Raw genomic sequence first — 26,956 nt, 5'->3', positions numbered from 1 at the left:
CACGCGATTTCGGCCCGCCCCTCAGGCGGTCCGGCGGATCAGCGCCAGATACATCGCGTCCGTCCCGTGCAGATGCGGCCACAGCTGTACGTCGGGGCCCTCGCCCAGCGCCGGGACGTTCTCCAACAGCGGCCGCGCGTCGATGAGTTCGGCTCCGCCGACCTGCTTGAGCACGTCGTCCACGACGGCCCGCGTCTCGGCCGGGTGCGGCGAGCAGGTGGCGTACCCGACGACGCCGCCGACGCGCACGGACTCCAGCGCCGTGCGCAGCAGCCCGCGTTGCAGCGGCGCGAAGCCCTCCAGGTCCTGCGGGCGGCGGCGCCAGCGGGCCTCGGGGCGGCGGCGCAGCGCGCCGAGTCCCGTGCAGGGCACGTCCATCAGGACGCGGTCGAAGGTGCCGGGCCGCCAGGGCGGACGGGTGCCGTCGGCCGCGATGACCTCGTACGGCCCGGGGTTCCCGGCGAGCGCCTGCGCGACGAGACGGGCGCGGTGCGGCTGCTTCTCGGCGGCGAGCAGCGCGGCGCCGCGCCCGGCGGCGAGCCCGGCGAGCATGGCGGCCTTTCCGCCGGGGCCCGCGCAGCCGTCCAGCCACTTCTCGTCGGGGCCCTCGATCGGGGCGTTCGCGAGTGCGAGCGCGACCAGCTGACTGCCCTCGTCCTGCACGCCCGCGCGGCCTTCGCGCACGGCCTCCAGTGAGCCGGGCTCGCCACCCTCGCTGAGCCGCACCGCATACGGCGACCAGCGGCCGGGCAGCGCGGAGTCCTCGCCCACGGAGTCCAGGAGCTCCTCGGCGGTGGCCCTCCCCGGCCGCGCGACCAGCGTCACCTCGGGCCGCTCGTTGTCGGCCTCCAGCAGGTCCTCGATGCCCGCGCGGCCGCCGCCGAGCGCGTCCCACAGCGCCGAGACGACCCAGCGGGGGTGCGAGTGGACGACGGCGAGGTGGTCCTCGGGGTCCTCGTCGTAGGGCGGCGCGACCTTCTCCACCCACCCGTCCAGATCGTCCTGGGAGACCTTGCGCAGTACGGCGTTGACGAACTTGGCCCGCCCGTCGCCGAGCACCACGCGCGCCAGCTCCACGGAGGCGGAGACGGCGGCGTGCGTCGGGATACGGGTGCCGAGCAGCTGGTGCACGCCCATGTTGAGCACGTCGAGGACCGGCGGGTCGACCTCGCGAAGCGGCCGGTCGATGCAGGCCGCGACGATGGCGTCGTACGTGCCCTGACGGCGCAGGGTGCCGTAGACCAGCTCGGTGGCGAGCGCGGCGTCACGCGCGTCGAAGCCCTCCTGCTTCTCCCTGGCCTTGCGCAGCAGCGGCGGCAGGACGAGGTTCGCGTACGCGTCGCGCTCGTCGACGGCCCGCAGCGCCTCGAAGGCGAGGAAGCGGACCGGATCCTTCTGCGGGCGGCGGTAGGGCTTGCCGGACTTCCCGGGCTTGCCGGAGGACTTGCGGGGAGGCCGGTTCGGCTGGTCGTTCAAAGGTGCTCCGCTGCTGAATGGTTCGAATGCTCGTGAGGGACCGCGAGGGCCCCGGGGTGGGCCGCGCCGCACGGCTGAAAAGGGGCGGTCCCGGGACGGAAAGGGCCGCTAGGGCCCTCCGCTCAGCCTACGTCGCCCGCGCCCACCCGCTCGCCGGGGGCGATCCGCACCCCGCGCGCCCAGTCCGCGCCGCGCATCGGCTTCTTGCCCTGCGGCTGGACCCAGAGCAGCTCGACGGCGTGCGATCCGGAACCGACGTACACGTTGTTCTTGGCCGGGGACAGCTCACCGGGCGCGAGGTCGGTGCGGTCCTGGACGAGCGCGGCCTGGATGATCTTCAGGCGCTCGCCGCGGAAGACGGTCCAGGCACCGGGGGCGGGCGTGCAGCCGCGCACCACGCGGTCGACGCGCAGGGCCGGTGCGGCCCAGTCCACCTGGGCGTCCTCGACGGTGATCTTCGGCGCGAGGGTGACGCCGTCGGCCGGCTGCGGCACCGCCTGCAGGCTGCCGTCCTCGATGCCGTCCATCGTCGCGACGAGCAGCCCCGAACCCGCGAACGCGAGCCGCGTGAGCAGGTCACCGCTGGTGTCGGTGGACCGCACGGCCTCCGTCACCGTGCCGTACACCGGCCCGGAGTCCAGCCCCTGCTCGATCAGGAAGGTGGAGGCGCCGGTGATCTCGTCCCCCGCCATCACCGCGTGCTGCACGGGAGCGGCGCCGCGCCAGGCGGGCAGCAGCGAGAAGTGCAGGTTGACCCAGCCGCGGGCCGGGACGTCCAGGGCCACCTTGGGCAGCAGCGCGCCGTAGGCGACGACGGGGCAGCAGTCGGGGCCGATCTCGCGCAGCCGCGCCAGGAAGTCCTCGTCACGCGGCTTCGCGGGCTTGAGCACCTCGATGCCGGCCTCCTCCGCACGCTCCGCGACGGGGCTCGCGACGAGCCTGCGCCCCCGTCCCGCGGGCGCGTCCGGTCGGGTCACGACGGCGGCGACCTCGTGCCGGTCGGAGGCGATCAGGGCGTCGAGGGCGGGAACGGCGACCTCGGGAGTGCCTGCGAAGACCAGCTTCACTGGTGGATACCTCGGATCTCTGGGGTGGGGCGACGGCAGCGCACCAGTCTATGGGCCGCACCGGAGGGCCGCCCTGGACGGGCCTCGCCAGGCCTGCCGTTGACGCCGTCGGGGGCGTACGAATCGCCGCGCGCCCTGTGCATATGCACATACGCCCCTGCACCGTGACCCCACACGAACTAGCGCGTTGGTCAAGAAAGAGTTGACCACAACGGGCCTCTGATGCGGCCCGATCCTTTTCAACGCCGGTTCGAGAGGCTTGTTCATGGCCGACCACGCAACCCACGACGCCCAGGCACGGGCCAGCCTGCACCTCTTGGTGCGGGACATCGAGCGGGTCCGCCGGCAGGTGGACGCGCTGCGTACCCTCACCGCCCAGCTCGGGAACGTCTACCGCCCGCGCCGCTCCAGCCCGTCCGCGGGCTTCGTCGTGTACGGGCGGGCCCCCGCCCCGACCGTACGCCTCGCCCAGGAACTGCGGGACAGCGTCGAGACACTGGTGACCGCGGCGGTGGACTTCGACCGCTCGCTCGGGTTCTCGTGGGACGCGGTGGGCTCGGCCCTCGGCGTCACCAAGCAGGCGGTGCACCGCCGTTACGGCGCGCGACGGGCCACGACGCAGGCAGCGGCCGAGGCGGAGCGCGCCACGGAGGCGCCCGCGCCGACCGTGGCGGCCTCGGCCTCGGCCTCGGCCACCGCCACGGCGACGCGTCCGCTGCCGGTCGGCGTCCCCCTGCCGTCCGTCCCCGCCGCCCGCGCGATGCCGACCCAGCCCACCGCGGGCAGCCCCACCCTCCGCGACGAAGCCAGGCCGAACGCCTTCCCCGGCCCCCGCAACGGCTGACATACCACCTCGACCGCTGCCCCCTCGCTCCTCCGCCAAGGACGAGGGGGCAGCTTTGTGCGGGGGCGACCGCTCTGTGCGGGGGCAGCGGCTTTGTGCGGGACGACCGCTCTGTGCGGAGGCGGCGGCTTTGTGCGGGGGCGGCAGCTTTGTGCGGGGCGACCGCTCTGTGCGGGGCCGCAGCCTTGCGCGGGGACGGCAGCCCTGTGCGGGGACGGCAGCCCTGCGCGGGGACGACAGCTTTGTGCGGGGCGGCACGCGCGCGGAACAGCTCCGTTGCCGGGCGACGTGAACCCCGCCGAAGGCGCCCCCGTGCGTCACCCGATGTCCGGCGGGTCCACCCTGATCCGCACCGCCTCTCCCCCGGCCTCCCTGGCGCCCTTGGCCCCCCTGGCCATCCGCGCGGCCTGCGCCGCCTTCAGTGCGGCCGCGAGCGCGGCGCCGCTCCCCGGGGGGACCCGGATCAGCACCCGCTCCGTCGGCTCCCCCGGCGGCGCACCCCCGCCCCGGCGGGCCGGTGCCTGCCCGGCCTCCCGTACCGGCACGGGCCCCAGCACCACCGCGTCCCGCGGCAGTTCGGCGCCCGCCAGGAACTCCGACAGCGCCTCGGGCGTCCCGGACACCGCCACCATCCGCGAGACCGGAGGAAAGGCCAGCTCGGCCCGGTCCGCGAGCTCCCGCACGGCGTGGCCGACGGGGTCCCACCGCACCAGCGCCTGCACGGGCCGCAGCGTCGGCTCGGCGACGACCACGACCGTGCCGCCCGCGCTCTGCGGACGGACCAGCGACGCCGCCGCGATCCACCGCCGCAGCGCGTCCTCCCCGGCCCGCAGGTCGGGCCGGCCCAGCATGGCCCAGCCGTCGAGCAGCAGGGCGGCCGCGTAACCGCCCTCGGCGACGGGCTCCGCCCCCGGCGTGCTCACCACCAGCGCCGGCCCGCCCGGCACCGTGTCGAGCACCTGCTCGCGCCCCGACGTCCGCACCGGCACCGCGGGAAACGCCCGACCCAGTTCCTCGGCGGTCCGACGGGCCCCCACGACCTGCGCGCGCAGCCGGAACGCGCCGCAGGACTCGCAGTGCCACTGGGCCTCCTCCACCCCGCACCACCCGCATCGCAGGGCGGAACCGCTCTCCTGCGCCTCCAGCGGCCCGGCGCACCGCCGGCACCGCGCGGGCTCGCGGCACCGCTCACAAGCCAGCCGCGGCACATATCCGCGCCGAGGCACCTGCACCAGGACGGGCCCGTGCTTCAGCCCCTCCCGCGCGACCCGCCAGGCCAGCGTCGGCAACCGAGCGGCCCGCGCCGCCTCGTCCCGGGCGAGGTCGCCGTCGCCCACGGTCCGCACCAGCGGCGCGGCCCCCCGCACCTGCTCGCGATCGGCGACGAGCGGCGCGGCCCAGCCGCTCTCGACGAGCTGCGCGGCCTCCACCGTGCAGCTCCAGCTCCCCAGCAGGAACCCGCACTTCTCCCGCGAGGCGCGCAGCTCAAGCACCTCCCGCACATGCGGAAACGGCGCGTGGTCGTCACTGAGATTGGAGTCCCCGTCGTCCCAGACGACGACGAGCCCCAGGTCCCGTACGGGCGCGAACATGGCGGCGCGCGTGCCGACGACGGCCCGCACGGCCCCGCGCCGTACCGAGAGCCACTCCTGATAGCGCCGCTCCTGCCCGGCGTCGGCGGTCAGCAGCGCGTGCCGGCCCGCGCCGAGCAGTTCGGTGAGCGCGGCGTCCACGCGCGCGGCCGGACGCCCGGTCGGTACGACGACGAGCGCGCCGCGCCCCGAGGCGAGCGTGGCCTGGACGGCGCGGGCGATCTCCTCGGCCCACTGCGGCCCCGGCAGCGCGGTCCACACGGCGCGGGGTGCGCCCCCCGAGGCCAGCGCCCCGAGGAACTCGGCCCCGTGTCCGTACCGCCGCCAGCTCCCCGGGTCGGGCGGGGCAGGCGGGGCAGGCGGCTCGGGCGACTCGCGGGCCTCGGCCCGCGCGTGCCGGGGCGGGATCGCCAGCTGCAGCACATCGGCGAGGCTCCCCGCATACCGGTCGGCGACCGCCCGGGCCAGCTCAAGGAGCCCGGCGTCGAGCACGGGCTCCGGCGACACGACCTGGGCCAGGGCCGCCAGAGGACCGCTGTAATCACTCTCGGCGCGCCGCTCGACGATGAACCCGTCGATCAGGCCGCCTCCCTCACGCCGACCCTCCCGCACGTTCCGCGACCCGGCGCCGAACCGCACCCGGACCCGCACCCCGGGCTGGGCCACGGCGTCCAGCTCCTCGGGCACGGCATAGTCGAAGTACCGGTCGAGGTGCAGTACGCCCTTGTCGACGAGCACGCGCGCGACCGGCAACTCCTTGGCCAGCGCGGCCCCCCGCCACGTCCGAGGCTTGGCACGCGGCACCTTGGCGCTGCGCACCGACTCCCGAATGAGCGCAAGCTGCTCCGGCTCCTCGGCCCCCCCGCCGCCCTCGAACCCTTCGTTCTCCCTGCTCACAGCTGCATTCCTACCAGACCGCACCGACAGCGCCCCGAGCGCGCCGAGGCCCGGCACCCCCGCAGGGGTACCGGGCCTCGTCAGAACAACAGGGGGCCGGGACTACAGCCCCACCGCCTCCCGCAGCGCGTCCACGCGGTCCGTGCGCTCCCACGTGAAGTCGGGGAGCGCGCGGCCGAAGTGGCCGTACGCGGCGGTCTGCGAGTAGATCGGGCGCAGCAGGTCCAGGTCGCGGATGATCGCGGCCGGGCGCAGGTCGAAGACCTGGGCGATGGCCGCCTCGATCTTGTCCGTGTCGACCGTGGCCGTACCGAACGTCTCCACGAAGAGACCGACGGGCTCGGCCTTGCCGATGGCGTACGCCACCTGGACCTCGCAGCGGGCCGCCAGGCCCGCGGCGACGACGTTCTTGGCGACCCAGCGCATCGCGTAGGCGGCCGAGCGGTCGACCTTGGAGGGGTCCTTGCCGGAGAAGGCGCCGCCGCCGTGGCGGGCCATGCCGCCGTAGGTGTCGATGATGATCTTGCGGCCGGTCAGGCCGGCGTCGCCCATCGGGCCGCCGATCTCGAAGCGGCCGGTGGGGTTGACCAGCAGGCGGTAGCCCTCGGTCTCCAGCTTGATGCCGTCCTCGAGGAGAGCCTTCAGCTCGGGCTCGACCACGAACTCGCGGATGTCGGGCGCGAGGAGCGAGTCCAGGTCGATGTCGCTCGCGTGCTGCGAGGAGACCACGACCGTGTCGAGGCGGACGGCCTTGTCGCCGTCGTACTCGATGGTGACCTGGGTCTTGCCGTCGGGGCGCAGGTACGGGATGGTCCCGTTCTTGCGGACCTCGGAGAGGCGGCGCGAGAGGCGGTGCGCGAGGTGGATCGGGAGCGGCATGAGCTCCGGGGTCTCGTCGCAGGCGTAGCCGAACATCAGGCCCTGGTCGCCGGCGCCCTGCTTGTCGAGCTCGTCCTCGTCGCCCTCGACACGCTTCTCGTACGCCGTGTCGACGCCCTGCGCGATGTCGGGGGACTGCGAGCCGATGGACACCGAGACGCCACAGGAGGCGCCGTCGAAGCCCTTCTTCGAGGAGTCGTAACCGATCTCGAGGATCTTGTCGCGCACGAGCTGCGCGATCGGCGCGTACGCCTTCGTCGTGACCTCACCGGCCACGTGGACGAGGCCGGTGGTGATCAGCGTCTCCACGGCGACCCGTGAGGTCGGGTCCTCCCGCAGAAGCGCGTCGAGAATGGTGTCGCTGATCTGGTCAGCGATCTTGTCGGGGTGACCCTCGGTCACAGACTCCGAGGTGAAGAGGCGCCGGGACACATCGCTCCCTGTGGTTGCAGCGGCTGCTGTCTGATCATGGGTGGACGGCCGGGGGCTGCGCCCGGCGTCGTCCGAGACCAGTTTATCGGTCACACTCGGCCGCCGGTCCACATGTCTCGCCACTTGGGAGGCCTGTGACCTGCGGCACTGCTGTGCGCGGTACGACGATCCGCCTCCGCCAAAGGTCCTCGTACCCCTTTTTCCCGGGTATGAGGCGCCTGATGGGGCGAAGATGACATTGAGCCCTGCCTGCACAGACCCCGTCAAGAGAAGCACCTGAATGTGGCCAAGTTCCGCCAAGAGGCGAAAGTGAGACACCGGAACGGCTCACGGAAACCGGCGTGAACTCGTTGTCCGGATGGTGAGACGGCGTGGGGGCGTCAGGACAGCCGCTCGGCGACCAGGTCCCAGACCGTGTCGGCGAGGGCCTCCTTGGGTCCGTACGGAACCGGCGTCTCGCTCCCGTCGGCGCCGAGCACCACCGCCTCGTTCTCCTCGGCGCCGAAGGTCTTGCGCTCGCCGACCTCGTTGACGACCAGCAGGTCGCAGCCCTTGCGGGCGAGCTTGGCGCGGCCATTGGCCAGCACGTCGTCCGTCTCCGCGGCGAAACCGACGACCACCTGCCCGGCCCGGGGCCGCTCCCCCGCGATCTCGGCGAGGACGTCGGGATTGCGGACCAGGGCGATCGGCGCCGGGTCCTGCCCGTCCTTCTTCTTGATCTTCCCGGCCGCGTACGTCTCGGGGCGGAAGTCGGCGACGGCGGCCGCCATCACCACGGCGTCGGCGTCGGCCGCGGCCTTCAGGACCGCCTCGCGCAGCTGCACGGCGGTGCCGACCGGTACGACGTCGACGCCCGCGGGGTCCGGCAGCGCCGCGTTGGCCGCGACGAGGGTGACCCGGGCACCGCGCGCCGCGGCGCTGCGGGCGAGCGCGTAGCCCTGCTTGCCCGAGGAGCGGTTGCCCAGGAAACGGACCGGGTCCAGGGGTTCGCGGGTGCCGCCCGCGCTCACGACGACGTGGCGCCCCGCGAGGTCCCGCGCCAGGTCCTTGCGGGCGAGGACACGGCGTACGACCTCGAAGAGTTCGACGGGGTCCGGGAAGCGGCCCTTGCCGGTGTCGACGCCGGTGAGGCGGCCGACGGCGGGCTCGACGACGAGGGCGCCGCGACGGCGCAGGGTGGCGACGTTCTCCTGGGTGGCCGGGTGCTCCCACATCTCCGTGTGCATGGCCGGGGCGAAGACCACCGGACAGCGGGCCGTGAGGAGCGTGTTGGTGAGCAGGTCGTCGGCCAGACCGTGGGCCGCCTTGGCGATCATGTCCGCGGTGGCGGGGGCGACGATCACGAGGTCGGCGTGCTGTCCGATGCGGACGTGCGGCACCTCGTGGACGTCGGACCAGACCTCGGTCGAGACGGGGTGGCCGGAGAGCGCGGACCAGGTGGCGGCGCCGACGAAGTGCAGCGCTGACGCGGTCGGCACGACGCGCACGTCGTGGCCGGACTCGGTCAGCCGCCGCAGCAGCTCGCACGCCTTGTAGGCGGCGATGCCGCCGCTGACCCCAAGGACTACCTTCGGCTTCTCGGCCACTGCCTCTGTCTCCCCGCACTCGGATCCGCACTCGGATGCGTACTGCTCCATGACACACCACAGGCCCGGCAGCCGTGCTGCCGGGCCTGTGCTGAACGTACGAACCGCTTACTGAGCCGGGCCCTCGATGGCCTCGGAGGTCAGCAGGCCGGCGTTGATCTCGCGGAGCGCGATCGAGAGCGGCTTCTCGTGGACGTGGGTGTCCACCAGGGGGCCGACGTACTCCAGGAGGCCCTCACCGAGCTGCGAGTAGTACGCGTTGATCTGGCGCGCGCGCTTGGCGGCGTAGATCACGAGGCTGTACTTCGAGTCGGTGGCTTCGAGCAGCTCATCAATCGGCGGGTTGATGATGCCCTCGGGCGCGGTGATGGAAGAGGACACTCTTCGCCTTCCGATGGGTCAAGTGATGTCGAGACCGGAGTCAGGACACGGGTGTGGAGCTAAAGAACTTTCATCAAGGCTAGCAGCTCACGCGCCACGTCCTCGACGGAGGTGTTGACCAGGGTGGTGTCGAACTCGGCCTCGGCGGCCAGCTCCACCTTGGCGGCGGCGAGCCTGCGCTCGACCACGTCGGGCGCCTCGGTCCCCCGGCCGGTGAGCCGGCGGACCAGCTCGTCCCAGCTCGGCGGGGCGAGGAAGACCAGCTGCGCCTCGGGCATCGACTCGCGCACCAGGCGCGCGCCCTGCAGGTCGATCTCCAGGAGGACGGGTTCGCCCGCCTCCAGGCGGTCGAGCACGGCGCGACGCGGGGTGCCGTAGCGGTTGCCCGCGAACTCGGCCCACTCCAGAAGCTCGCCGTTGGCGATGAGCTTGTCCATTTCGTCGTCGGAGACGAAGAAATACTGGACACCGTGCTTCTCACCGGGCCGCGGCTTGCGGGTGGTGGCGGAGACCGAGAGCCAGACCTCGGGGTGTTCCTTGCGCATATGAGCGACGACCGTGCTCTTGCCGACCCCGGAGGGGCCGGAGAGCACGGTCAGCCGCGGACGTACGTCCGGGGGTACGGGGGACGTCCCCCGGGGTGTTGCAGCCATGCAGCGATTATCCAGGTTCTCAGGAGTGCCTGAGAACATCAGCCGGCGGCACCGCCACCGAACTCTCGCTCGAGCGACGCGATCTGGTTGGAGCCGAGACCGCGCACACGGCGGCTCTCGGAGATGCCAAGACGCTCCATGATCTGCTTGGCGCGGACTTTGCCCACGCCAGGCAGAGACTCCAGGAGGGCGGAGACCTTCATCTTGCCGATGACATCGTTCTCCTGACCCTGCTTGATGACCTCGTGAAGCGAGGCGCCGGAGTGCTTGAGTCGATTCTTGACCTCGGCCCGCTCCCGGCGAGCCGCGGCGGCCTTTTCGAGCGCGGCTGCGCGCTGTTCAGGGGTAAGGGGCGGAAGAGCCACGCCTACGTCACCTCGGATGTCGAACTGTCGGATACGGACCGGTGCGGGACCTCATCGCCCCACACCAGGTGAGCAACGTGCAACGCGCTTGCCCGTTCGCTCTCGTCGGAGACTAGCGGGCATGGCCGCCGGAGTCAGCGAGAACAGACGAAAAGTCCTGGTCAGCCTCTGTCGAGCCGTACATATCGGGCATTTCGCCCCGGATTTGGCTCGGCAATTCGTCAACGGGCCGTCAGCGGAGGGCGCGCGGCGGGTCCGTCGCCCCGCTCAGACCGCTTCGACCGCCGCCCTGATCTCGTCCGCGAAGCGCGCCGCGGCGTCGCGCAGACCCGTGACGTCGGGGCCGTGACGGAGCACACCGCGGCTGACGCTCGGGACGACGTTGCGCACGACCGGGCCGAAGACGCCGGGCAGATCCGCGGGCGTCGCGCCCTGCGCCCCGATGCCCGGAGCGAGCAGCGGGCCGTTGATCGCGAGGTCGTACGACGACAGGTCGCCGAGCGTCGCGCCCACGACCGCTCCGAAGGACCCCAGCGGCCGCTGGGCGGCGTTCTCCGCGGCGAGGTGCCCGAGGACCGTGGCCGCGACCGTACGGCCGTCCTCGCGCACCGCGTGCTGCACCTCGGCGCCCTCGGGGTTGGAGGTGAGGGCGAGCACGAAGAGCCCGGCGCCGTTCTCGCGCGCGAGCTCGACGGCGGGCTCCAGGGAGCCGTACCCGAGGTAGGGCGAGACGGTGAGCGCGTCGCTGAACAGCGGCGAGTCCTTGTGCAGGAAGGTCTCGGCGTAGGCGGCCATGGTGGAGCCGATGTCGCCGCGCTTGGCGTCCATGACGACCAGGGCGCCGGCCGCGCGCAGCTCCTCGACGGCCTTCTCCAGGACGGCGATGCCGCGCGAGCCGAAGCGTTCGAAGAAGGCGCTCTGCGGCTTGAAGACGGCGACGGTCGCGGCCAGCGCCTCCACGACGGTCCGCGTGAACCGCTCCAGGCCCGCGACGTCGTCGTTCAGGCCCCACGCGGAGAGCAGCGAGGCGTGCGGGTCGATGCCGACGCAGAGCGGGCCGCGCTCGTCCATGGCGTGGCGCAGGCGCGTGCCGAAGGGGTCCAGGGGGCTCATGCTGCTCACTTGGCGTTCCTCACGTCAGCGCCGACGGCGTCGGCGAGAGTGGCGTACGGGCTCGTCCGAAGGCGCGCGGCGAGGCCCTTGTGGATCGTGCGGCCCCAGAAGGGCCCTTCGTAGATGAACGCGCTGTAGCCCTGGATCAGGGTGGCGCCCGCGAGGATGCGCTGCCAGGCGTCCTCGGCGTTCTCGATGCCGCCGACGCCCACGAGGGTGATCCGGTCGCCCACGCGCGCGTAGAGGCGCCTCAGGACCTCCAGGGAGCGCTCCTTGAGCGGCGCCCCGGACAGCCCGCCGGTCTCGCCGTGGAGAGCGGGTTCGGACGTCAGACCGAGGCCCTCGCGCGCGATGGTGGTGTTGGTGGCGATGATGCCGTCCAGGCCGAGCTCGACGGCGAGGTCGGCGACCGCGTCCACGTCCTCGTCGGCCAGGTCCGGCGCGATCTTGACGAGCAGCGGGACCCGGCGGCCCTCGACGCTGCGGTCGGCGGCCTCGCGCACGGCGGTCAGGAGGGGCCGCAGGGACTCGGTGGCCTGGAGGTTGCGCAGGCCCGGGGTGTTCGGCGACGAGACGTTGACCACGAGGTAGTCGGCGTGCCGGGCGAGCCGCTCGGTCGACTTCACGTAGTCGGCGGCGGCCTCGTCCTCGGGGACGACCTTGGTCTTGCCGATGTTCACGCCCACGACGGTCCGGAAGACGGGCGTGCGCGCCGCCAGGCGCTCCGCCACGGCCGCCGAGCCTTCGTTGTTGAAGCCCATGCGGTTGATCAGCGCGCGGTCCTGGACGAGGCGGAAGAGCCGCTTCTTGGGGTTGCCCGGCTGCGGTTCGCCGGTGACGGTGCCGATCTCGATGTGGTCGAAGCCGAGCATCGACATGCCGTCGATCGCGACGGCGTTCTTGTCGAAGCCCGCGGCGAGCCCGAAGGGGCCGTGCATCCGCAGCCCGAGGGCCTCGGTGCGCAGCTCCTTGTGGCGCGGCGCGAGGACGGCCGCGACGAAGGTGCGCAGCACGGGGACGCGGGCCGCGAGGCGGATCCAGCGGAACGCCGTGTAGTGGGCCCGTTCCGGGTCCATGCGCTTGAAGACGAGGTTGAAGAAGAGCTTGTACATGAAGGGGTCCTCGGGGGTCCTCGACAGACGACGGGTGTCCTCAGCAGAAGGGGGACACCGTGTTTCCGGTGTCCCCCTGGTGGGCTGCTAGTCGCGGGCCGCGGTCAGGCGTTCCGCGTGTTCCTGGAGCGACCGGACGCCCACGTCGCCGCGGTTGAGCGCGTCGATGCCCTGGACGGCGGCGGCGAGCGCCTGGACCGTCGTCAGGCACGGCACGGAGCGCGACACGGCGGCCGTGCGGATCTCGTAGCCGTCGAGGCGGCCACCGGTGCCGTAGGGGGTGTTGACGATGAGGTCGACACCGCCGTCGTGGATGAGCTGGACGATGGTCTTCTCGCCGTTCGGGCCCTCGCCCTCGGACTGCTTGCGCACCACGGTGGCGTTGAGGCCGTTGCGCTTGAGCACCTCGGCCGTGCCGGACGTGGCGAACAGCTCGAAGCCGTGCGCGACCAGTTCGCGCGCCGGGAAGATCATCGAGCGCTTGTCGCGGTTGGCGACGGAGATGAAGGCACGGCCACTGGTCGGCAGCGGGCCGTACGCGCCGGCCTGCGACTTGGCGTACGCCGTGCCGAAGACCGAGTCGATGCCCATGACCTCGCCCGTGGAGCGCATCTCCGGGCCGAGGACGGTGTCGACGCCCGCGCCGTGGATGTCGCGGAAGCGCGACCACGGCATGACGGCCTCCTTGACGGAGATCGGCGCGTCCATGGGGAGCGTGCCGCCGTCGCCGACAGCCGGGAGCATGCCCTCGGCGCGCAGCTCGGCGACGGTCGCGCCGAGCGAGATGCGCGCGGCGGCCTTGGCCAGCGGCACCGCGGTCGCCTTCGAGGTGAAGGGGACGGTGCGCGAGGCGCGCGGGTTGGCCTCCAGGACGTAGAGGATGTCACCGGCCATCGCGAACTGGATGTTGATCAGTCCGCGCACGCCGACGCCCTTGGCGATGCCCTCCGTGGAGGCGCGCAGGCGCTTGATGTCGAAGCCGCCCAGGGTGATCGGGGGCAGGGCGCACGCCGAGTCGCCGGAGTGGATGCCGGCCTCCTCGATGTGCTCCATGACGCCGCCGAGGTAGAGCTCCTCGCCGTCGTAGAGCGCGTCGACGTCGATCTCGATGGCGTCGTCGAGGAAGCGGTCGACGAGGACCGGCCGCGAGGGGCTGATCTCGGTCGACTCCTCGATGTACGCGGACAGGCGCGTCTCGTCGTACACGATCTCCATGCCGCGGCCGCCGAGCACGTACGAGGGGCGGACCAGGACCGGGTAGCCGATCTCGTCGGCGATCGCCTTCGCCTCGGCGAACGTCGTCGCGGTGCCGTGCTTCGGCGCCGGGAGACCGGCCTCCGCGAGCACGCGGCCGAAGGCGCCGCGGTCCTCGGCGGCGTGGATGGCCTCGGGCGGGGTGCCGACGACCGGCACGCCGTTGTCCTTGAGCGCCTGGGCGAGGCCCAGCGGGGTCTGGCCGCCGAGCTGGACGATGACGCCCGCGATCGGCCCGGCCTGCGCCTCGGCGTGGACGATCTCCAGGACGTCCTCCAGGGTGAGCGGCTCGAAGTAGAGCCGATCGGAGGTGTCGTAGTCGGTGGAGACGGTCTCGGGGTTGCAGTTGACCATCACGGTCTCGTAGCCCGCGTCGCTGAGCGCGAAGGAGGCGTGGACGCAGGAGTAGTCGAACTCGATGCCCTGGCCGATCCGGTTCGGGCCCGAGCCCAGGATGATGACCGCGGGCTTCTCGCGCGGGGCGACCTCGCTCTCCTCGTCGTACGAGGAGTAGAAGTACGGGGTCTTCGCGGCGAACTCGGCGGCGCAGGTGTCGACCGTCTTGTAGACCGGTCGCACGCCGAGGGCCTGGCGCACCTCGCGCACGACGTCCTCGCGCAGGTCGCGGATCTCGGCGATCTGGGCGTCGGAGAAGCCGTGCCGCTTGGCGTCGGCGAGCAGCTCGGCGTCGAGGCGCTCGGCGGCGGCCAGCTCGTCGGCGGTCTCCTTGATCAGGAAGAGCTGGTCGACGAACCACGGGTCGATCTTCGTGGCGTCGAAGACCTCCTCGGGGGTGGCGCCGGCGCGGATGGCCTGCATGACGGAGTTGATGCGGCCGTCGGTCGGACGGATCGCCTCCGCGAGGAGCTCGGTCTTGTCGCCGGGCTCGCCGACGAAGGTGAACTGCGAGCCCTTCTTCTCCAGGGACCGCAGCGCCTTCTGCAGCGCCTCGGTGAAGTTGCGGCCGATGGCCATGGCCTCGCCGACCGACTTCATGGTGGTCGTCAGCGTGGAGTCGGCGGACGGGAACTTCTCGAAGGCGAAGCGCGGGGCCTTGACGACGACGTAGTCGAGGGACGGCTCGAAGGACGCGGGCGTCTTCTCGGTGATGTCGTTGGGGATCTCGTCGAGGGTGTACCCGACGGCCAGCTTGGCGGCGATCTTCGCGATCGGGAAGCCGGTGGCCTTCGACGCGAGCGCCGAGGACCGCGAGACGCGCGGGTTCATCTCGATGACGATCACGCGACCGTCCTCGGGGTTGATCGCGAACTGGATGTTGCAGCCGCCGGTGTCGACGCCGACCTCACGGATGATCGCGATGCCGACGTCGCGCAGGGTCTGGTACTCGCGGTCGGTGAGCGTCATCGACGGGGCGACGGTGATCGAGTCGCCGGTGTGCACGCCCATCGGGTCGAAGTTCTCGATGGAGCAGACGACCACGACGTTGTCGTTCTTGTCGCGCATCAGCTCCAGCTCGTACTCCTTCCAGCCGAGGATGGACTCCTCCAGGAGCACCTCGGTGGTCGGCGAGAGGGTGAGGCCCTGTCCGGCGATGCGGCGCAGCTCCTCCTCGTTGTGCGCGAAGCCGGAACCGGCGCCGCCCATGGTGAAGGAGGGGCGGACGACGACGGGGTAGCCGCCGAGCTCGTCGACGCCCTTGAGGACGTCGTCCATGGAGTGGCAGATGTACGAGCGGGCGGACTCGCCGTGCCCGATCTTCTTGTTGACCTCTTCGACGACGCCCTTGAAGAGGTCGCGGTCCTCGCCCTTGTTGATGGCCTCGACATTGGCGCCGATGAGCTCCACGCCGTACTTCTCGAGGACGCCCTGCTCGTGCATGGAGATGGCCGTGTTGAGGGCCGTCTGGCCGCCCAGGGTGGGCAGGAGCGCGTCGGGGCGCTCCTTGGCGATGATCTTCTCGACGAACTCCGGGGTGATCGGCTCGACGTACGTGGCGTCGGCGATCTCCGGGTCGGTCATGATCGTCGCCGGGTTGGAGTTGACGAGGATGACGCGCAGGCCCTCGGACTTGAGGACCCGGCACGCCTGGGTGCCGGAGTAGTCGAACTCGGCGGCCTGACCGATGACGATCGGGCCGGAGCCGATGACCAGGACGGACTGGATATCGGTGCGCTTAGGCACGCTGGCCCTCCATCGGAGCGGTGTTCATCAAAGACGTGAAGCGGTCGAAGAGGTACGCGGCGTCGTGCGGGCCCGCGGCCGCTTCGGGGTGGTACTGCACGGAGAAGGCCGGCTGGTCGAGCAGCTGCAGGCCTTCCACCACGTTGTCGTTGAGGCAGACGTGGGAGACCTCGGCGCGCCCGAAGGGGGTGTCGCTGACCTTGTCGAGCGGCGCGTCCACGGCGAAGCCGTGGTTGTGGGCGGTGACCTCGACCTTGCCGGTGGTGCGGTCCTGCACCGGCTGGTTGATGCCGCGGTGGCCGTACTTCAGCTTGTACGTGCCGAAGCCGAGGGCGCGGCCGAGGATCTGGTTGCCGAAGCAGATGCCGAAGAGCGGGGTCTTCCGCTTCAGCACGGCGGTCATCAGCGCGACCGGTCCGTCGGCGGTGGCCGGGTCGCCGGGGCCGTTGGAGAAGAAGACGCCGTCAGGATTGACGGCGTAGACGTCCTCCTCGGTGGCGGTGGCGGGCAGCACGTGCACCTCGATGCCGCGCTCGGCCATGCGGTGCGGGGTCATGCCCTTGATGCCGAGGTCGATGGCGGCGACGGTGAACCGCTTCTCGCCGACCGCCGGGACGACGTACGCCTCCTTGGTGGCGACCTCCTCGTACAGGCTCAGGCCCTTCATCGAGGGCTGCGCCTTGACGCGCTCGACGAGCTCGGCGTCGGACGGGAGCGTCTCGCCGGAGAAGATGCCGGAGCGCATGGAGCCGCGCTCGCGCAGGTGGCGGGTGAGGGCGCGGGTGTCGATGCCGGAGATGCCGACGACGCCCTGGCGCACCAGCTCGTCATCGAGCGAGCGTGCGGAGCGCCAGTTGGAGGGGATGCGGGCGGGGTCGCGGACCACGTAGCCGCTGACCCAGATGCGGGCGGACTCGTCGTCCTCGTCGTTCCAGCCCGTGTTGCCGATCTGCGGGGCGGTGGCGACCACGATCTGGCGGTCGTACGAGGGGTCGGTCAGGGTCTCCTGGTAGCCGGTCATGCCGGTGGAGAACACCGCTTCGCCGAAGGTCTCCCCCGCGGCCCCGTAGGCGCGGCCGCGGAAGATGCGGCCGTCCTCCAGGACGAGTACGGCGGGAAGCGCCCCCTTCCTCTGCGAGGCCGTCCCCTGCTTGGAGGTCGTCATCGTGCGGTGCCTTCCGTAGTGCTGTCCGTGTCGATCATGTTGTTGAGCGTCTCGACCCACTCGGCCTGCTCGGCCGCGTGGTCCGAGCGGAAGCCGGAGTCGAGCAGCTTGCCGCCGTGCTCCCAGGTGACGATCAGGAGACCGCCCTCCGTGAGGACCTTGCCGGCGATGCCCTTGTCGAGGCGGGCCTCGCGCAGCTGGGCGACCGGGACGAAGAAGTCCGTCGCGCCGGGGCGTACGACGTCCAGGCCCGCGTCGGTGAGCGTCAGCTCGACGCGGCTGCGGGTGCCCAGGCCGTGCGCCACGATGCGGTCGAGCCACTGTCCTGCCGTGGTCGAGCCGTGGTAGCGGCCGCTCAGCTCAAGTCTGGCCGGGCCCGGGTCATCCGGCGCGGCGGGCAGCTCGGGCAGGTCGCCCTGGAGCGTGCCGCGCCACTTCCAGCCCTCGCGCATCAGCCAGTAGACGAGCGCGATGAAGAGCAGCAGTCCGACGACCCAGCCGAGCCGTGCGGCCCAGTCGGTCACGTCCGCCGATTCCTTCTCGGCGGCCAGTTCCAGAAGAGATGTCACGCGAGCTTCCCGTCGACGAGCGTGGCCCGACCCCGGAGCCACGTGTGCGTGACGCGGCCCGGCAGCTCACGGCCCTCATAGGGAGTGTTGCGGCTGCGCGAGGCGAAGCCCGCGGGGTCCACTGCCCCACGGTAATCGGCGTCGACCAGGACGAGGTTCGCGGGCTCACCTGCCGAGACGGGGCGGCCGTGACCAGTGGCCCCGCCGATCGCGGCGGGCTTGAAGGACATCCGGTCGGCGACGGCCTCCCAGGTCAGCAAGCCGGTCTCGACCATCGTCTGCTGCACGACGGAGAGCGCGGTCTCCAGGCCGACCATGCCCATGGCGGCAGCGGCCCACTCGCAGTCCTTGTCCTCGTGCGGGTGCGGGGCGTGGTCGGTGGCGACGATGTCGATCGTGCCGTCCGCGAGGGCCTCGCGCAGGGCCATGACGTCGCGCTCGGTGCGCAGCGGCGGGTTGACCTTGTAGACGGGGTTGTACGAGCGGACCAGCTCGTCGGTGAGGAGGAGGTGGTGCGGGGTGACCTCCGCGGTGACGTCGATGCCGCGCGACTTGGCCCAGCGCACGATCTCGACGGAGCCCGCGGTCGAGAGGTGGCAGATGTGCACGCGGGACCCGACGTGCTCGGCGAGCAGGACGTCCCGCGCGATGATCGACTCCTCGGCCACCGCGGGCCAGCCGCCGAGACCCAGTTCGGCGGAGACGACGCCCTCGTTCATCTGGGCGCCCTCGGTGAGGCGGGGCTCCTGCGCGTGCTGGGCGACGACGCCGCCGAAGGCCTTCACGTACTCCAGGGCGCGGCGCATGATCACGGCGTCGTCGACGCACTTGCCGTCGTCGGAGAAGACGGTCACCCCGGCGGCGGACTCGTGCATGGCGCCGAGCTCGGCGAGCTTCTTGCCCTCCAGGCCGACGGTGACGGCGCCGATGGGCTGCACGTCGCAGTAGCCGGACTCCTTGCCGAGCCGGTAGACCTGCTCGACGACGCCGGCGGTGTCGGCGACGGGGAACGTGTTGGCCATGGCGAAGACGGCGGTGAAGCCGCCGGAGGCGGCCGCGCGGGTGCCGGTCAGGACGGTCTCGGAGTCCTCGCGGCCCGGCTCGCGCAGGTGGGTGTGGAGGTCCACGAGGCCCGGCAGGAGGACCTTGCCCCCGGCCTCGACGACCTCGGCGCCCTCGGCGGAGAGCCCCGCGCCGACCCCGGCGATCGTCTCGCCGTCGATCAGGACGTCCTGCGCCTCGCCGCCGAGCACCTTCGCACCACGAATCAGGATCTTGCTCATGCTTACTTGCTCTCCTCGGAACGGGTGTGGGTGACGGCGGGCTCGTTGCCGCCCAGAAGCAGGTAGAGGACGGCCATGCGGATGGAGACACCGTTGGCGACCTGCTCGACGACCGTGCAGCGGTCGGAGTCGGCGACCTCGGCGGTGATCTCCATGCCGCGGACCATCGGGCCCGGGTGCATGACGATGGCGTGCTCGGGCATCTTCGCCATCCGCTCGCCGTCCAGGCCGTAGCGCCGCGAGTACTCGCGCTCGGTGGGGAAGAACGCGGCGTTCATGCGCTCGCGCTGCACCCGCAGCATCATCACGGCGTCGGACTTGGGCAGTACGCGGTCCAGGTCGTAGCTGACCTCGCAGGGCCACTGCTCGACGCCGACCGGCACCAGGGTGGGCGGGGCGACGAGGGTGACCTCGGCGCCCAGGGTGTGCAGCAGGTCCACGTTGGAGCGGGCGACGCGGCTGTGCAGGATGTCGCCGACGAGAGTGATGTGCTTGCCCGCCAGGTCCTGGCCGAGCCCGGCGTCCGGTCCGACGAGGCGGCGGCGCATGGTGAAGGCGTCGAGCAGGGCCTGCGTGGGGTGCTGGTGGGTGCCGTCGCCCGCGTTGATGACGGCGGCGTCGATCCAGCCGGAGGTGGCCAGGCGGTAGGGCGCGCCGGAGGCGCCGTGCCGGATGACGACGGCGTCGACGCCCATGGCCTCCAGGGTCTGGGCGGTGTCCTTGAGGGATTCGCCCTTGGAGACGGACGACCCCTTGGCGGCGAAGTTGATGACGTCGGCGGAGAGGCGCTTCTCGGCGGCCTCGAAGGAGATCCGGGTCCGGGTCGAGTCCTCGAAGAAGAGGTTGACCACGGTGCGGCCGCGCAGGGCGGGAAGTTTCTTGATCGGCCGGTCGGCGACGCGCGCCATCTCCTCGGCCGTGTCGAGGATGAGGACGGCGTCGTCGCGGGAGAGGTCGGCGGCCGAGATGAGGTGTCGCATCATCTGCGTGTACTCCGGTGTGTGGAGGTCTGCGGGCACGCGGGCGCGCAGGGTCGTGCCCTGGGCCCGTGCGGGAGGAAGCCGGTCCTAGGCGGAGGCGGGCTTGGCGCCGAGCAGCACGGCGTCGCGGCCGTCCTCCTCGGCGAGCTGCACCTTGACCGTCTCCCGCAGCGACGTGGGGAGGTTCTTGCCCACGTAGTCGGCACGGATGGGCAGTTCGCGGTGGCCTCGGTCGACGAGCACGGCGAGCTGCACCGCGCGGGGGCGGCCGATGTCGTTCAGGGCGTCGAGGGCGGCGCGGATGGTGCGGCCGGAGAAGAGCACGTCGTCGACGAGGACGACCAGGCGGCCGTCGATGCCGTCACCGGGGATCTCGGTGCGGGCGAGGGCGCGCGGCGGGTGCATGCGCAGGTCGTCGCGGTACATGGTGATGTCGAGGGAGCCCACCGGGATCGTGCGGCCGGTGATCTCTTCGAGCTTCTCGGCGAGCCGGCGGCCGAGGAAGACGCCGCGGGTGGGAATGCCGAGCAGAACCACGTCGTCGGCGCCCTTGGCGCGCTCGACGATCTCGTGAGCGATGCGGGTCAACACCCGCGCGATGTCCGGCCCTTCGAGCACAGGGCGCGCGACACCGGAGTCATTCGTGTCCATATGAAACGGACCTCCTTCTCCGCCTCACAGGACGGACGTTAAAGGACGTCGAAATTGCGCCATCCACGGTACCAGTACTCAAGAGGGAGCACGTCATCGGGCTCCACCGATGGGGCGGTAAGGACCATTCGGCTTGACGCAAGCAAGTAACGCTGCGTAACCTCACAGTGAGTTACCAGCCACGCGGCGGAGCCGCATGATTGTCGCAGCGTCCGGGGAGCTATATGTCCAGCGAATACGCCAAGCAGCTCGGGGCCAAGCTCCGCGCGATCCGTACCCAGCAGGGCCTTTCCCTCCACGGTGTCGAGGAGAAGTCCCAGGGACGCTGGAAGGCGGTCGTCGTGGGGTCGTACGAGCGCGGCGACCGTGCCGTGACCGTGCAGCGCCTCGCCGAACTGGCGGACTTCTACGGCGTCCCCGTGCAGGAGCTCCTTCCGGGCACCGCTCCTGGTGGCGCCGCCGAGCCGCCGCCCAAGCTCGTTCTCGACCTGGAGCGCCTCGCGCACGTCCCGCAGGAGAAGGCGGGCCCGCTCCAGCGCTATGCCGCCACGATCCAGTCGCAGCGCGGTGACTACAACGGCAAGGTGCTCTCGATCCGCCAGGACGACCTGCGCACCCTCGCCGTCATCTACGACCAGTCCCCCTCGGTGCTGACCGAGCAGCTGATCAGCTGGGGCGTCCTGGACGCCGACGCGCGTCGCGCCGTCGCGCACGAAGAGGTCTGATCCCACCACGCGAGACACCAGCAGAAACGTGCCGCCGGGGTGGCCGCAGCCGAAAGGCGCGGCCACCCCGGCGGCTTTTCGCATTTCCCGGAGCATTTCGCCCGGCCGTCCATTCCACCGGCGGACCGAGCGGCCCCCGGAGAAAATCGGAGGGCCCGCAGCGGATTGCTGCGGGCCCTCCGATGACGTACGACGACGCCTTACTCCTCGTCCCGGCGCAGGGACGGCTTCAGGTCCTTGAAGCGTCCGAGCAGTCCGTTGACGAAGGACGGCGACTCGTCCGTGGAGAACTCCTTGGCGAGCTGGACCGCCTCGTCGAGGACCACGGCGTCCGGCGTCCCGTCGACCCAGATGAGCTCGTAGGCACCGAGTCGCAGGATGTTCCGGTCGACGACCGGCATGCGGTCCAGGGTCCATCCGACGGCGTACTGCGCGATGAGTTCGTCGATGCGGCGTTCGTGCTCCGCGTACCCCTCGACGAGCTCCATGGTGTACTCGCTCACCGGCGGCTGCCGGGTGTCGGACCGCGAGTGGCGCACCCAGTCGGCGAGGACCGTCAGGACGTCGGTGCCGCGCTGGTCCGCCTCGAAGAGGATCTGGAAGGCGCGCTTGCGGGCCGTGTTACGAGCAGCCACGGTTAGCTGTTCACCCGGCCGAGGTAGCCGCTGTCACGGGTGTCGACCTTGATCTTCTCGCCCGTGGTGATGAAGAGCGGCACCTGGATCTGGTGGCCGGTCTCCAGGGTGGCGGGCTTGGTGCCACCGGTGGAGCGGTCGCCCTGGACACCCGGCTCGGTCTCCTGGATGACGAGCTCGACGGCGGCCGGCAGCTCGACGTAGAGCACCTCGCCCTCGTGCTGCGCGACGGAGGCGGTGAAGCCCTCGATCAGGAAGTTGGCGGCATCGCCGACGGCCTTGCGGTCGACGTGCAGCTGGTCGTAGGTCTCCATGTCCATGAAGACGAAGTAGTCGCCGTCCATGTAGGAGAACTGCATGTCGCGCTTGTCAATCGTGGCCGTGTCGACCTTGACGCCGGCGTTGAACGTCTTGTCGACGACCTTGCCGGAGAGCACGTTCTTGAGCTTGGTGCGCACGAAGGCCGGGCCCTTGCCGGGCTTGACGTGCTGGAACTCGACGACGGACCAGAGCTGGCCGCCTTCGAGCTTGAGCACCAGGCCGTTCTTGAGGTCGTTCGTGGAAGCCACGGTTGCGGAATCTCCTGCACTGACTGACTGGTGGACGACCCCGGACGCGCACGCGCGTCAGAGCGCGAGCAGTTCCTTGGTCGTGATGGTGAGTAGCTCGGGTCCGCCGTCCGCCTCGGGGCGCACGACGAGCGTGTCATCGATCCGGACACCACCCCGGCCCGGGAGGTGAACCCCCGGTTCGACGGTGACCGGCACGCAGGCATCCAGTTTACCCATGGCCGCGGGCGCCAACTGCGGGTCCTCGTCGATTTCGAGCCCCACACCATGTCCAGTGAGCGGAGCGAGCCCTTCCATATAGCCCGCCGAGTCCAGTACGTGGCGTGCCGCCCGGTCCACGTCACGGCAGGCGGCACCGGGCAGAAGTGCCTCACGACCGGCCCGCTGCGCGGCGAAGACCAGGTCGTACAGCTCGATCTGCCAGTCGGCGGGCGACGTGCCGATGACGAACGTACGCCCGATCTCGCAGCGGTAACCGCGGTAGCTCGCCCCCAGGCACACGGAGAGGAAGTCCCCTTCCTCCACCCGTCGGTCCGAGGGCCGGTGGCCGCCCTTGCCGGAGTTCGGGCCGGTGCCGACCGAGGTCGGGAACGCGGGGCCGTCCGCGCCGTGGTCGATGAGCCGCCGCTCCAGCTCCAGTGCCAGGTGCCGCTCCGTACGTCCCACGAGGATGGACTCGAGGAGCTCGCCCAGCGCCTGGTCGGCGATCTCGGCGGCGATGCGCAGACAGGAGAGCTCCTCCGTGTCCTTGACCAGGCGCAGCTGTTCGACGGCCGTGCCCAGGTCCGTCAGGCGCAGCCGCGGCGCGACGGACTCGACCGCGTGGTGCCGGGCGACCGTCAGGTGGTGCTCCTCGACGGCCAGGGCGTCCGCGCCCTGGGCGACCGCCAGACCGGCCGCCGCGACGGCCGGGTCGGCGCCCGGTGACGGCAGCGACCGCAGCCGCAGCGCCTCGTCGGGCCGCCCCTCGCGCGGCTCGTCGCCGGGCGGACTCCCGCACAGCAGTACGTCCTCGTCCTTGCCGACGAGGAGTACGGCTCCGGCGGGAGCGGCACCGGCGAGATAGCGGACATTGGCGGGCCGGGAGATCAACGCCGCCGCGCCACCACCGGCGGCACAGCGCTCCCGGACCCGCTCCCTGCGGACCGCGTACACCTCTGACATGGGGCGAGCCTACGAGCGCCGCGCCCGCACGGCCCGGCGGACGCGTCCGACCGGGCGGTCGCCGCCACCGGACCCGTACCGGACCCGGCCGGGGACATGCCGCAGGCTCTCGGCTGTCGCGGCCGATCCCGTCGCCGTCCCGGTCAGGGTGCCTGCCGTGGCCGGGCTCGCCGCGATCCTCAGCCGTGGCCCAGGGCCAGGACCAGGGCTACCACTTCGGGGGGCTCGCGATGGCGCGGGCCAGGACGTCGTCCAGGACCTGGGCCGTGGCGGGGACGTCCAGTTGGGAGTTGTCGATGATGGGCAGGCCCGAGCCGTACCAGCCGGCCATGCGGCCGTGGATGCGGGCCACTTCCTCGTCCGTCAGACGGCGGTTGCCGCAGCGCTCGGCGTTGCGCTCCAGGACGATCTCCAGTCCGGGGAGCAGGACCACGGGCAGCAGGCCGGGGCCCACGTGCCGCTTCCAGCCACCGAGGCCGACGACCGGCCGGTCCGGGAAGACCGCGTCGTCGAGGATGCAGGAGATGCCGTTGGCGAGGAAGTTGCGCGCGGCGAAGCCGCAGGTGCGGCGGGCCAGGCGGTACTGCGCCTCGGAGTGGTCGTTCCAGCCCGACTGGGGGTCGGCGAACCCCGAGCGCACCCATTCCCGTACGTCGTCGAGGCTGATGTGGGCGGTCGGCACGCGCCGGTGCTCGGCCCAGTACTTGGCGACGCTCGTCTTGCCCGCGCCCGCGGGGCCGATGAGCAGTACGGCGAGCGTCGTGGCGCCGGTGTCGGTCGGTGCCGTGCCCTGCGGCGGGCTCGGCATGGCGACGGGGCCGCCCGGCGGCAGCTGGACGTGCCCGGTCGTGTCCGGGGGCGGCGGCACCGGGCCGGGGCCGTGCTGAGGGGGCTGGGGCGCCACGGGGGCGTGCGGCATCGGGGGCTGCCCCTGCGCGTGCGCGGCGTGCGGCGCCTGTCCGGGGGCGTGCGCTCCGGGGGCGCCCGTGAACCCGGGAGCCACCGCCGGGTGCACCGACGCTCCGGGAGGCGGAGCGCTCGGGTGGTGTGCGGCCGGCGACCAGCCGGTGGCCGGTCCGTGCCCCGGCTGGTGGGGCGGCGGCAGCGGAGATCCCACTGCGTGCTGCATCCGGTGCCACTCCGTCTCGTGCGACTGACGCTGGTCGGGCGGCAGCCGGCCGCCCGTTACCGAACGGTACCGTCCCCGGCCGCCGTTGTGTGAACGGCCGGGGAGGCCATGACGTGCCCGTGGCCGGATTGCGCGGCCACGTGAAGCGGGTATTGCTGGTCCTACTGGCCGACTTCGCCGTAGGCGGCGAGCAGCACGGCCGGGTCGGGACCCTCCAGGACGGTCGGCTTGCCGAGGCCGTCGAGGACGATGAAGCGCAGCAGGTCACCGCGGGACTTCTTGTCGACCTTCATGGTCTCGAGCAGCTTGGGCCACTGGTCGTAGCGGTAGGTCAGCGGCAGGCCGACCGATTCGAGGATCGTACGGTGCCGGTCGGCCGTGGCGTCGTCGAGGCGGCCTGCCAGACGGCCGAGTTCGGCCGCGAAGTGCATGCCGACGGAGACCGCGGCGCCGTGCCGCCACTTGTAGCGCTCGTTCTTCTCGATGGCGTGCGCGAGGGTGTGCCCGTAGTTGAGGATCTCGCGCAGGCCCGCCTCCTTGAGGTCGCCGGAGACGACCTCGGCCTTGACCTTGATGGAGCGCTCGATGAGCTCGGCGGTGTGCGGGCCCGCGGGCGTACGGGCCGCCTCGGGGTCCGCCTCGATGAGCTCCAGGATCGCCGGGTCGGCGATGAAACCGGCCTTGATGATCTCCGCGAGCCCTGAGACGTAGTCGTGCACCGGCAGCGAGTCGAGCGCCGCGAGGTCGCAGAGGACTCCGGCAGGCGGGTGGAACGAGCCGACGAGGTTCTTGCCCTCGGCGGTGTTGATGCCCGTCTTGCCGCCGACGGCCGCGTCCACCATGCCGAGCACCGTGGTCGGTACGGCGATCCACCGCACGCCGCGCAGCCAGGTCGCCGCCACGAACCCGGCGAGGTCGGTGGAGGAGCCGCCGCCGACGCCGACGATGACGTCGCTGCGCGTGAAGCCGGACTGGCCGAGCGCCTTCCAGCAGTACGCGGCGACCTCGGCGGTCTTGGCCTCCTCGGCGTTCGGCACCTGGATGGCGACCGCCTCGTAGCCCTGGTCGGCGAGGTCCTGGCGGAGCGCGTCGCCGGTGTCGGCGAGCGCCTCGGGGTGGATCACGGCGACCCGCTTGACCTGGTCGCCGATGAGGCCGGGCAGCTCGCCGAGGAGCTGCCGACCGACCAGGACCTCGTACGGATCCGAACCGGCGGTGCCGCCGACGTGGATACGGGTGGGGGTCTGCTCCGTCGTCATGCTTCCTTCAACTCCAGTGCGTCGAGGACCGCTCGGGCGACCTCATCGGGGGTGCGGCCGTCGGTGGCGACGACCGCGCGGGCGACTTCGGCGTACAGCGGACGGCGGGCGTCCATCAGCTCGCGCCACTGCCTGCGGGGGTTGACCGCGAGCAGCGGGCGGGCCTGGTTGAGCCCGGTGCGCTGGACGGCCTCCTCGACCTCCATCGAGAGGCAGACCACGGGGTGCTCGCCGAGCAGCGCGCGGGTCGACTCGTCGATGACGGCGCCGCCGCCGAGGGCGAGGACCCCGTCGTGTTCCGTGAGCGCGGTCGCCACGGCGGCCCGCTCCAGCGCACGGAAGTACGCCTCGCCCTCGTCGACGAAGATGTCGGAGATCTCACGGCCCTGCGAGGCCACGATGTCGGCGTCGGTGTCCCGGAACGAGCAGCCGAGCCGGTCGGCGAGCAGCTCGCCGACCGTCGTCTTGCCCACGCCCATGGGGCCGACGAGGACGACCTGCGGGCCGGTCACCGGATCTGCAGGTTGTCGAGGTAGGAGCGCACGTTGCGCCGGGTCTCGGGCACGCTGTCGCCACCGAACTTCTCCGTGACCGCATCGGCCAGAACCAGCGCCACCATCGCCTCCGCGACGATCCCCGCCGCGGGCACCGCACACACATCAGAACGCTGATGATGCGCCTTGGTCGCCTCACCCGTCGCCACATCCACCGTCGCCAACGCCCGCGGCACCGTCGCGATCGGCTTCATCGCCGCCCGCACCCGCACCACCTCACCCGTGGACAGACCACCCTCCGTCCCCCCGGACCGACCCGACGTACGCCGGATGCCGCCCTCCGTGGCGACGATCTCGTCATGCGCCTGCGACCCCGGCACCCGCGCCAGATCGAACCCGTCCCCCACCTCAACACCCTTGATCGCCTGGATACCCATCAGCGCCGCCGCAAGCCGCGCATCCAGCCGACGGTCCCAGTGCACATGCGAGCCCAGACCCACCGGCACCCCATAGGCAAGCACCTCCACCACCCCACCCAGG

General features: G+C 71.8%; 25 protein-coding genes. 2 read left to right on the top strand and 23 right to left on the bottom strand.

Features of this window, described 5'->3' with window-relative positions; translation table 11 throughout:
- Positions 1-21: 21 nt before the first annotated feature.
- Positions 22-1,476, bottom strand: coding sequence for an RsmB/NOP family class I SAM-dependent RNA methyltransferase (locus tag ACZ69I_RS32595; RefSeq protein WP_467679443.1), 1,455 nt, complete (start codon positions 1,474-1,476; stop codon positions 22-24).
- Positions 1,477-1,598: 122 nt separating this feature from the next.
- Positions 1,599-2,543 carry a methionyl-tRNA formyltransferase gene (gene fmt, locus ACZ69I_RS32590; RefSeq protein WP_467679441.1) on the bottom strand — a complete coding sequence of 315 codons (945 nt, stop codon included), beginning with the start codon at positions 2,541-2,543 and terminating at the stop codon, positions 1,599-1,601.
- 265 nt (positions 2,544-2,808) lie between these two features.
- Here fmt and ACZ69I_RS32585 point away from each other — a divergent pair, with 265 nt between their 5' ends.
- Entirely contained in the window at positions 2,809-3,387 is a 579-nt protein-coding gene (locus tag ACZ69I_RS32585; RefSeq protein ID WP_470836189.1) for a hypothetical protein, read from the top strand.
- 317 nt (positions 3,388-3,704) lie between these two features.
- Here the strand turns inward: ACZ69I_RS32585 and ACZ69I_RS32580 are convergent, their stop codons facing one another.
- The 14 genes from ACZ69I_RS32580 to pyrR form a co-directional block, all read right to left on the bottom strand.
- Positions 3,705-5,876, bottom strand: coding sequence for a primosomal protein N' (locus ACZ69I_RS32580; RefSeq protein WP_470836187.1), 2,172 nt, complete (start codon positions 5,874-5,876; stop codon positions 3,705-3,707).
- A gap of 102 nt (positions 5,877-5,978) precedes the next feature.
- Positions 5,979-7,187: a methionine adenosyltransferase gene (gene metK / locus ACZ69I_RS32575; protein ID WP_389722121.1), complete on the bottom strand. Its 1,209-nt coding sequence runs from the start codon at positions 7,185-7,187 to the stop codon at positions 5,979-5,981.
- A 380-nt stretch (positions 7,188-7,567) separates the two neighbouring features.
- Positions 7,568-8,824 carry a bifunctional phosphopantothenoylcysteine decarboxylase/phosphopantothenate--cysteine ligase CoaBC gene (gene coaBC / locus ACZ69I_RS32570; protein ID WP_470836185.1) on the bottom strand — a complete coding sequence of 419 codons (1,257 nt, stop codon included), beginning with the start codon at positions 8,822-8,824 and terminating at the stop codon, positions 7,568-7,570.
- Between the two features lie 57 nt (positions 8,825-8,881).
- Positions 8,882-9,154 (bottom strand): DNA-directed RNA polymerase subunit omega, encoded by a 273-nt coding sequence (gene rpoZ, locus ACZ69I_RS32565; protein WP_005319902.1) that lies wholly within the window; start codon positions 9,152-9,154, stop codon positions 8,882-8,884.
- Between the two features lie 59 nt (positions 9,155-9,213).
- A complete protein-coding gene (gmk, locus tag ACZ69I_RS32560) occupies positions 9,214-9,807 on the bottom strand; it encodes a guanylate kinase (protein WP_470836183.1) in 594 nt (197 codons plus the stop codon).
- Between the two features lie 38 nt (positions 9,808-9,845).
- On the bottom strand, positions 9,846-10,172 hold the full coding sequence (locus ACZ69I_RS32555; RefSeq protein WP_055564204.1) for an integration host factor: 327 nt from the start codon (positions 10,170-10,172) through the stop codon (positions 9,846-9,848).
- 267 nt (positions 10,173-10,439) lie between these two features.
- The gene (gene pyrF, locus ACZ69I_RS32550) at positions 10,440-11,285 is read right to left on the bottom strand and encodes an orotidine-5'-phosphate decarboxylase (protein ID WP_470836279.1); all 846 of its coding nucleotides are present in this window, start codon (positions 11,283-11,285) and stop codon (positions 10,440-10,442) included.
- 5 nt (positions 11,286-11,290) lie between these two features.
- Positions 11,291-12,397: a quinone-dependent dihydroorotate dehydrogenase gene (locus ACZ69I_RS32545; RefSeq protein WP_467679431.1), complete on the bottom strand. Its 1,107-nt coding sequence runs from the start codon at positions 12,395-12,397 to the stop codon at positions 11,291-11,293.
- A gap of 87 nt (positions 12,398-12,484) precedes the next feature.
- Positions 12,485-15,793 (bottom strand): carbamoyl-phosphate synthase large subunit, encoded by a 3,309-nt coding sequence (carB, locus tag ACZ69I_RS32540; protein WP_467679429.1) that lies wholly within the window; start codon positions 15,791-15,793, stop codon positions 12,485-12,487.
- On the bottom strand, positions 15,786-16,958 hold the full coding sequence (carA, locus tag ACZ69I_RS32535; RefSeq protein ID WP_470836181.1) for a glutamine-hydrolyzing carbamoyl-phosphate synthase small subunit: 1,173 nt from the start codon (positions 16,956-16,958) through the stop codon (positions 15,786-15,788). Before carA ends, carB begins: the two co-directional genes overlap by 8 nt.
- Complete coding sequence (locus ACZ69I_RS32530) at positions 16,955-17,527, bottom strand: PH-like domain-containing protein (protein ID WP_467679425.1); 573 nt, start codon at positions 17,525-17,527, stop codon at positions 16,955-16,957. The genes carA and ACZ69I_RS32530 overlap by 4 nt, the downstream gene beginning before the upstream one ends.
- The gene (locus ACZ69I_RS32525) at positions 17,524-18,810 is read right to left on the bottom strand and encodes a dihydroorotase (RefSeq protein ID WP_467679423.1); all 1,287 of its coding nucleotides are present in this window, start codon (positions 18,808-18,810) and stop codon (positions 17,524-17,526) included. The genes ACZ69I_RS32530 and ACZ69I_RS32525 overlap by 4 nt, the downstream gene beginning before the upstream one ends.
- A gap of 2 nt (positions 18,811-18,812) precedes the next feature.
- Positions 18,813-19,793: an aspartate carbamoyltransferase catalytic subunit gene (locus ACZ69I_RS32520; protein WP_150182823.1), complete on the bottom strand. Its 981-nt coding sequence runs from the start codon at positions 19,791-19,793 to the stop codon at positions 18,813-18,815.
- An 84-nt stretch (positions 19,794-19,877) separates the two neighbouring features.
- Complete coding sequence (gene pyrR / locus ACZ69I_RS32515; RefSeq protein ID WP_470836180.1) at positions 19,878-20,441, bottom strand: bifunctional pyr operon transcriptional regulator/uracil phosphoribosyltransferase PyrR; 564 nt, start codon at positions 20,439-20,441, stop codon at positions 19,878-19,880.
- 224 nt (positions 20,442-20,665) lie between these two features.
- Between pyrR and bldD the strand changes: the two genes are divergently transcribed.
- Positions 20,666-21,166 (top strand): transcriptional regulator BldD, encoded by a 501-nt coding sequence (bldD, locus tag ACZ69I_RS32510; RefSeq protein WP_030787240.1) that lies wholly within the window; start codon positions 20,666-20,668, stop codon positions 21,164-21,166.
- Between the two features lie 200 nt (positions 21,167-21,366).
- On the opposite strand, the gene nusB is transcribed toward bldD, so the two are convergent.
- From nusB to ACZ69I_RS32475, 7 genes are all read right to left on the bottom strand, one after another.
- Positions 21,367-21,801 carry a transcription antitermination factor NusB gene (gene nusB / locus ACZ69I_RS32505; protein ID WP_467679419.1) on the bottom strand — a complete coding sequence of 145 codons (435 nt, stop codon included), beginning with the start codon at positions 21,799-21,801 and terminating at the stop codon, positions 21,367-21,369.
- Positions 21,802-21,803: 2 nt separating this feature from the next.
- Positions 21,804-22,370, bottom strand: a complete 567-nt coding sequence (gene efp, locus ACZ69I_RS32500; RefSeq protein ID WP_055543676.1) for an elongation factor P — start codon at positions 22,368-22,370, stop codon at positions 21,804-21,806.
- A 57-nt stretch (positions 22,371-22,427) separates the two neighbouring features.
- Positions 22,428-23,534 carry an aminopeptidase P family protein gene (locus ACZ69I_RS32495; protein ID WP_470836177.1) on the bottom strand — a complete coding sequence of 369 codons (1,107 nt, stop codon included), beginning with the start codon at positions 23,532-23,534 and terminating at the stop codon, positions 22,428-22,430.
- Between the two features lie 208 nt (positions 23,535-23,742).
- Positions 23,743-24,663, bottom strand: a complete 921-nt coding sequence (locus ACZ69I_RS32490) for a Pro-rich N-terminal domain-containing protein (RefSeq protein WP_467679414.1) — start codon at positions 24,661-24,663, stop codon at positions 23,743-23,745.
- A 161-nt stretch (positions 24,664-24,824) separates the two neighbouring features.
- Positions 24,825-25,922: a 3-dehydroquinate synthase gene (gene aroB / locus ACZ69I_RS32485; protein ID WP_467679412.1), complete on the bottom strand. Its 1,098-nt coding sequence runs from the start codon at positions 25,920-25,922 to the stop codon at positions 24,825-24,827.
- Positions 25,919-26,434: a shikimate kinase gene (locus ACZ69I_RS32480; RefSeq protein ID WP_467679408.1), complete on the bottom strand. Its 516-nt coding sequence runs from the start codon at positions 26,432-26,434 to the stop codon at positions 25,919-25,921. The genes aroB and ACZ69I_RS32480 overlap by 4 nt, the downstream gene beginning before the upstream one ends.
- The coding region (locus ACZ69I_RS32475; protein ID WP_470836174.1) for a chorismate synthase at positions 26,431-26,956 on the bottom strand (526 nt) is incomplete at its 5' end. The genes ACZ69I_RS32480 and ACZ69I_RS32475, both read right to left, overlap by 4 nt.

It is taken from the genome of Streptomyces sp. NPDC036815 (genome assembly GCF_055609205.1).
Note: the sequence above shows the minus strand (reverse complement) of the source record. Positions and strands in the feature narration are given on the sequence as shown.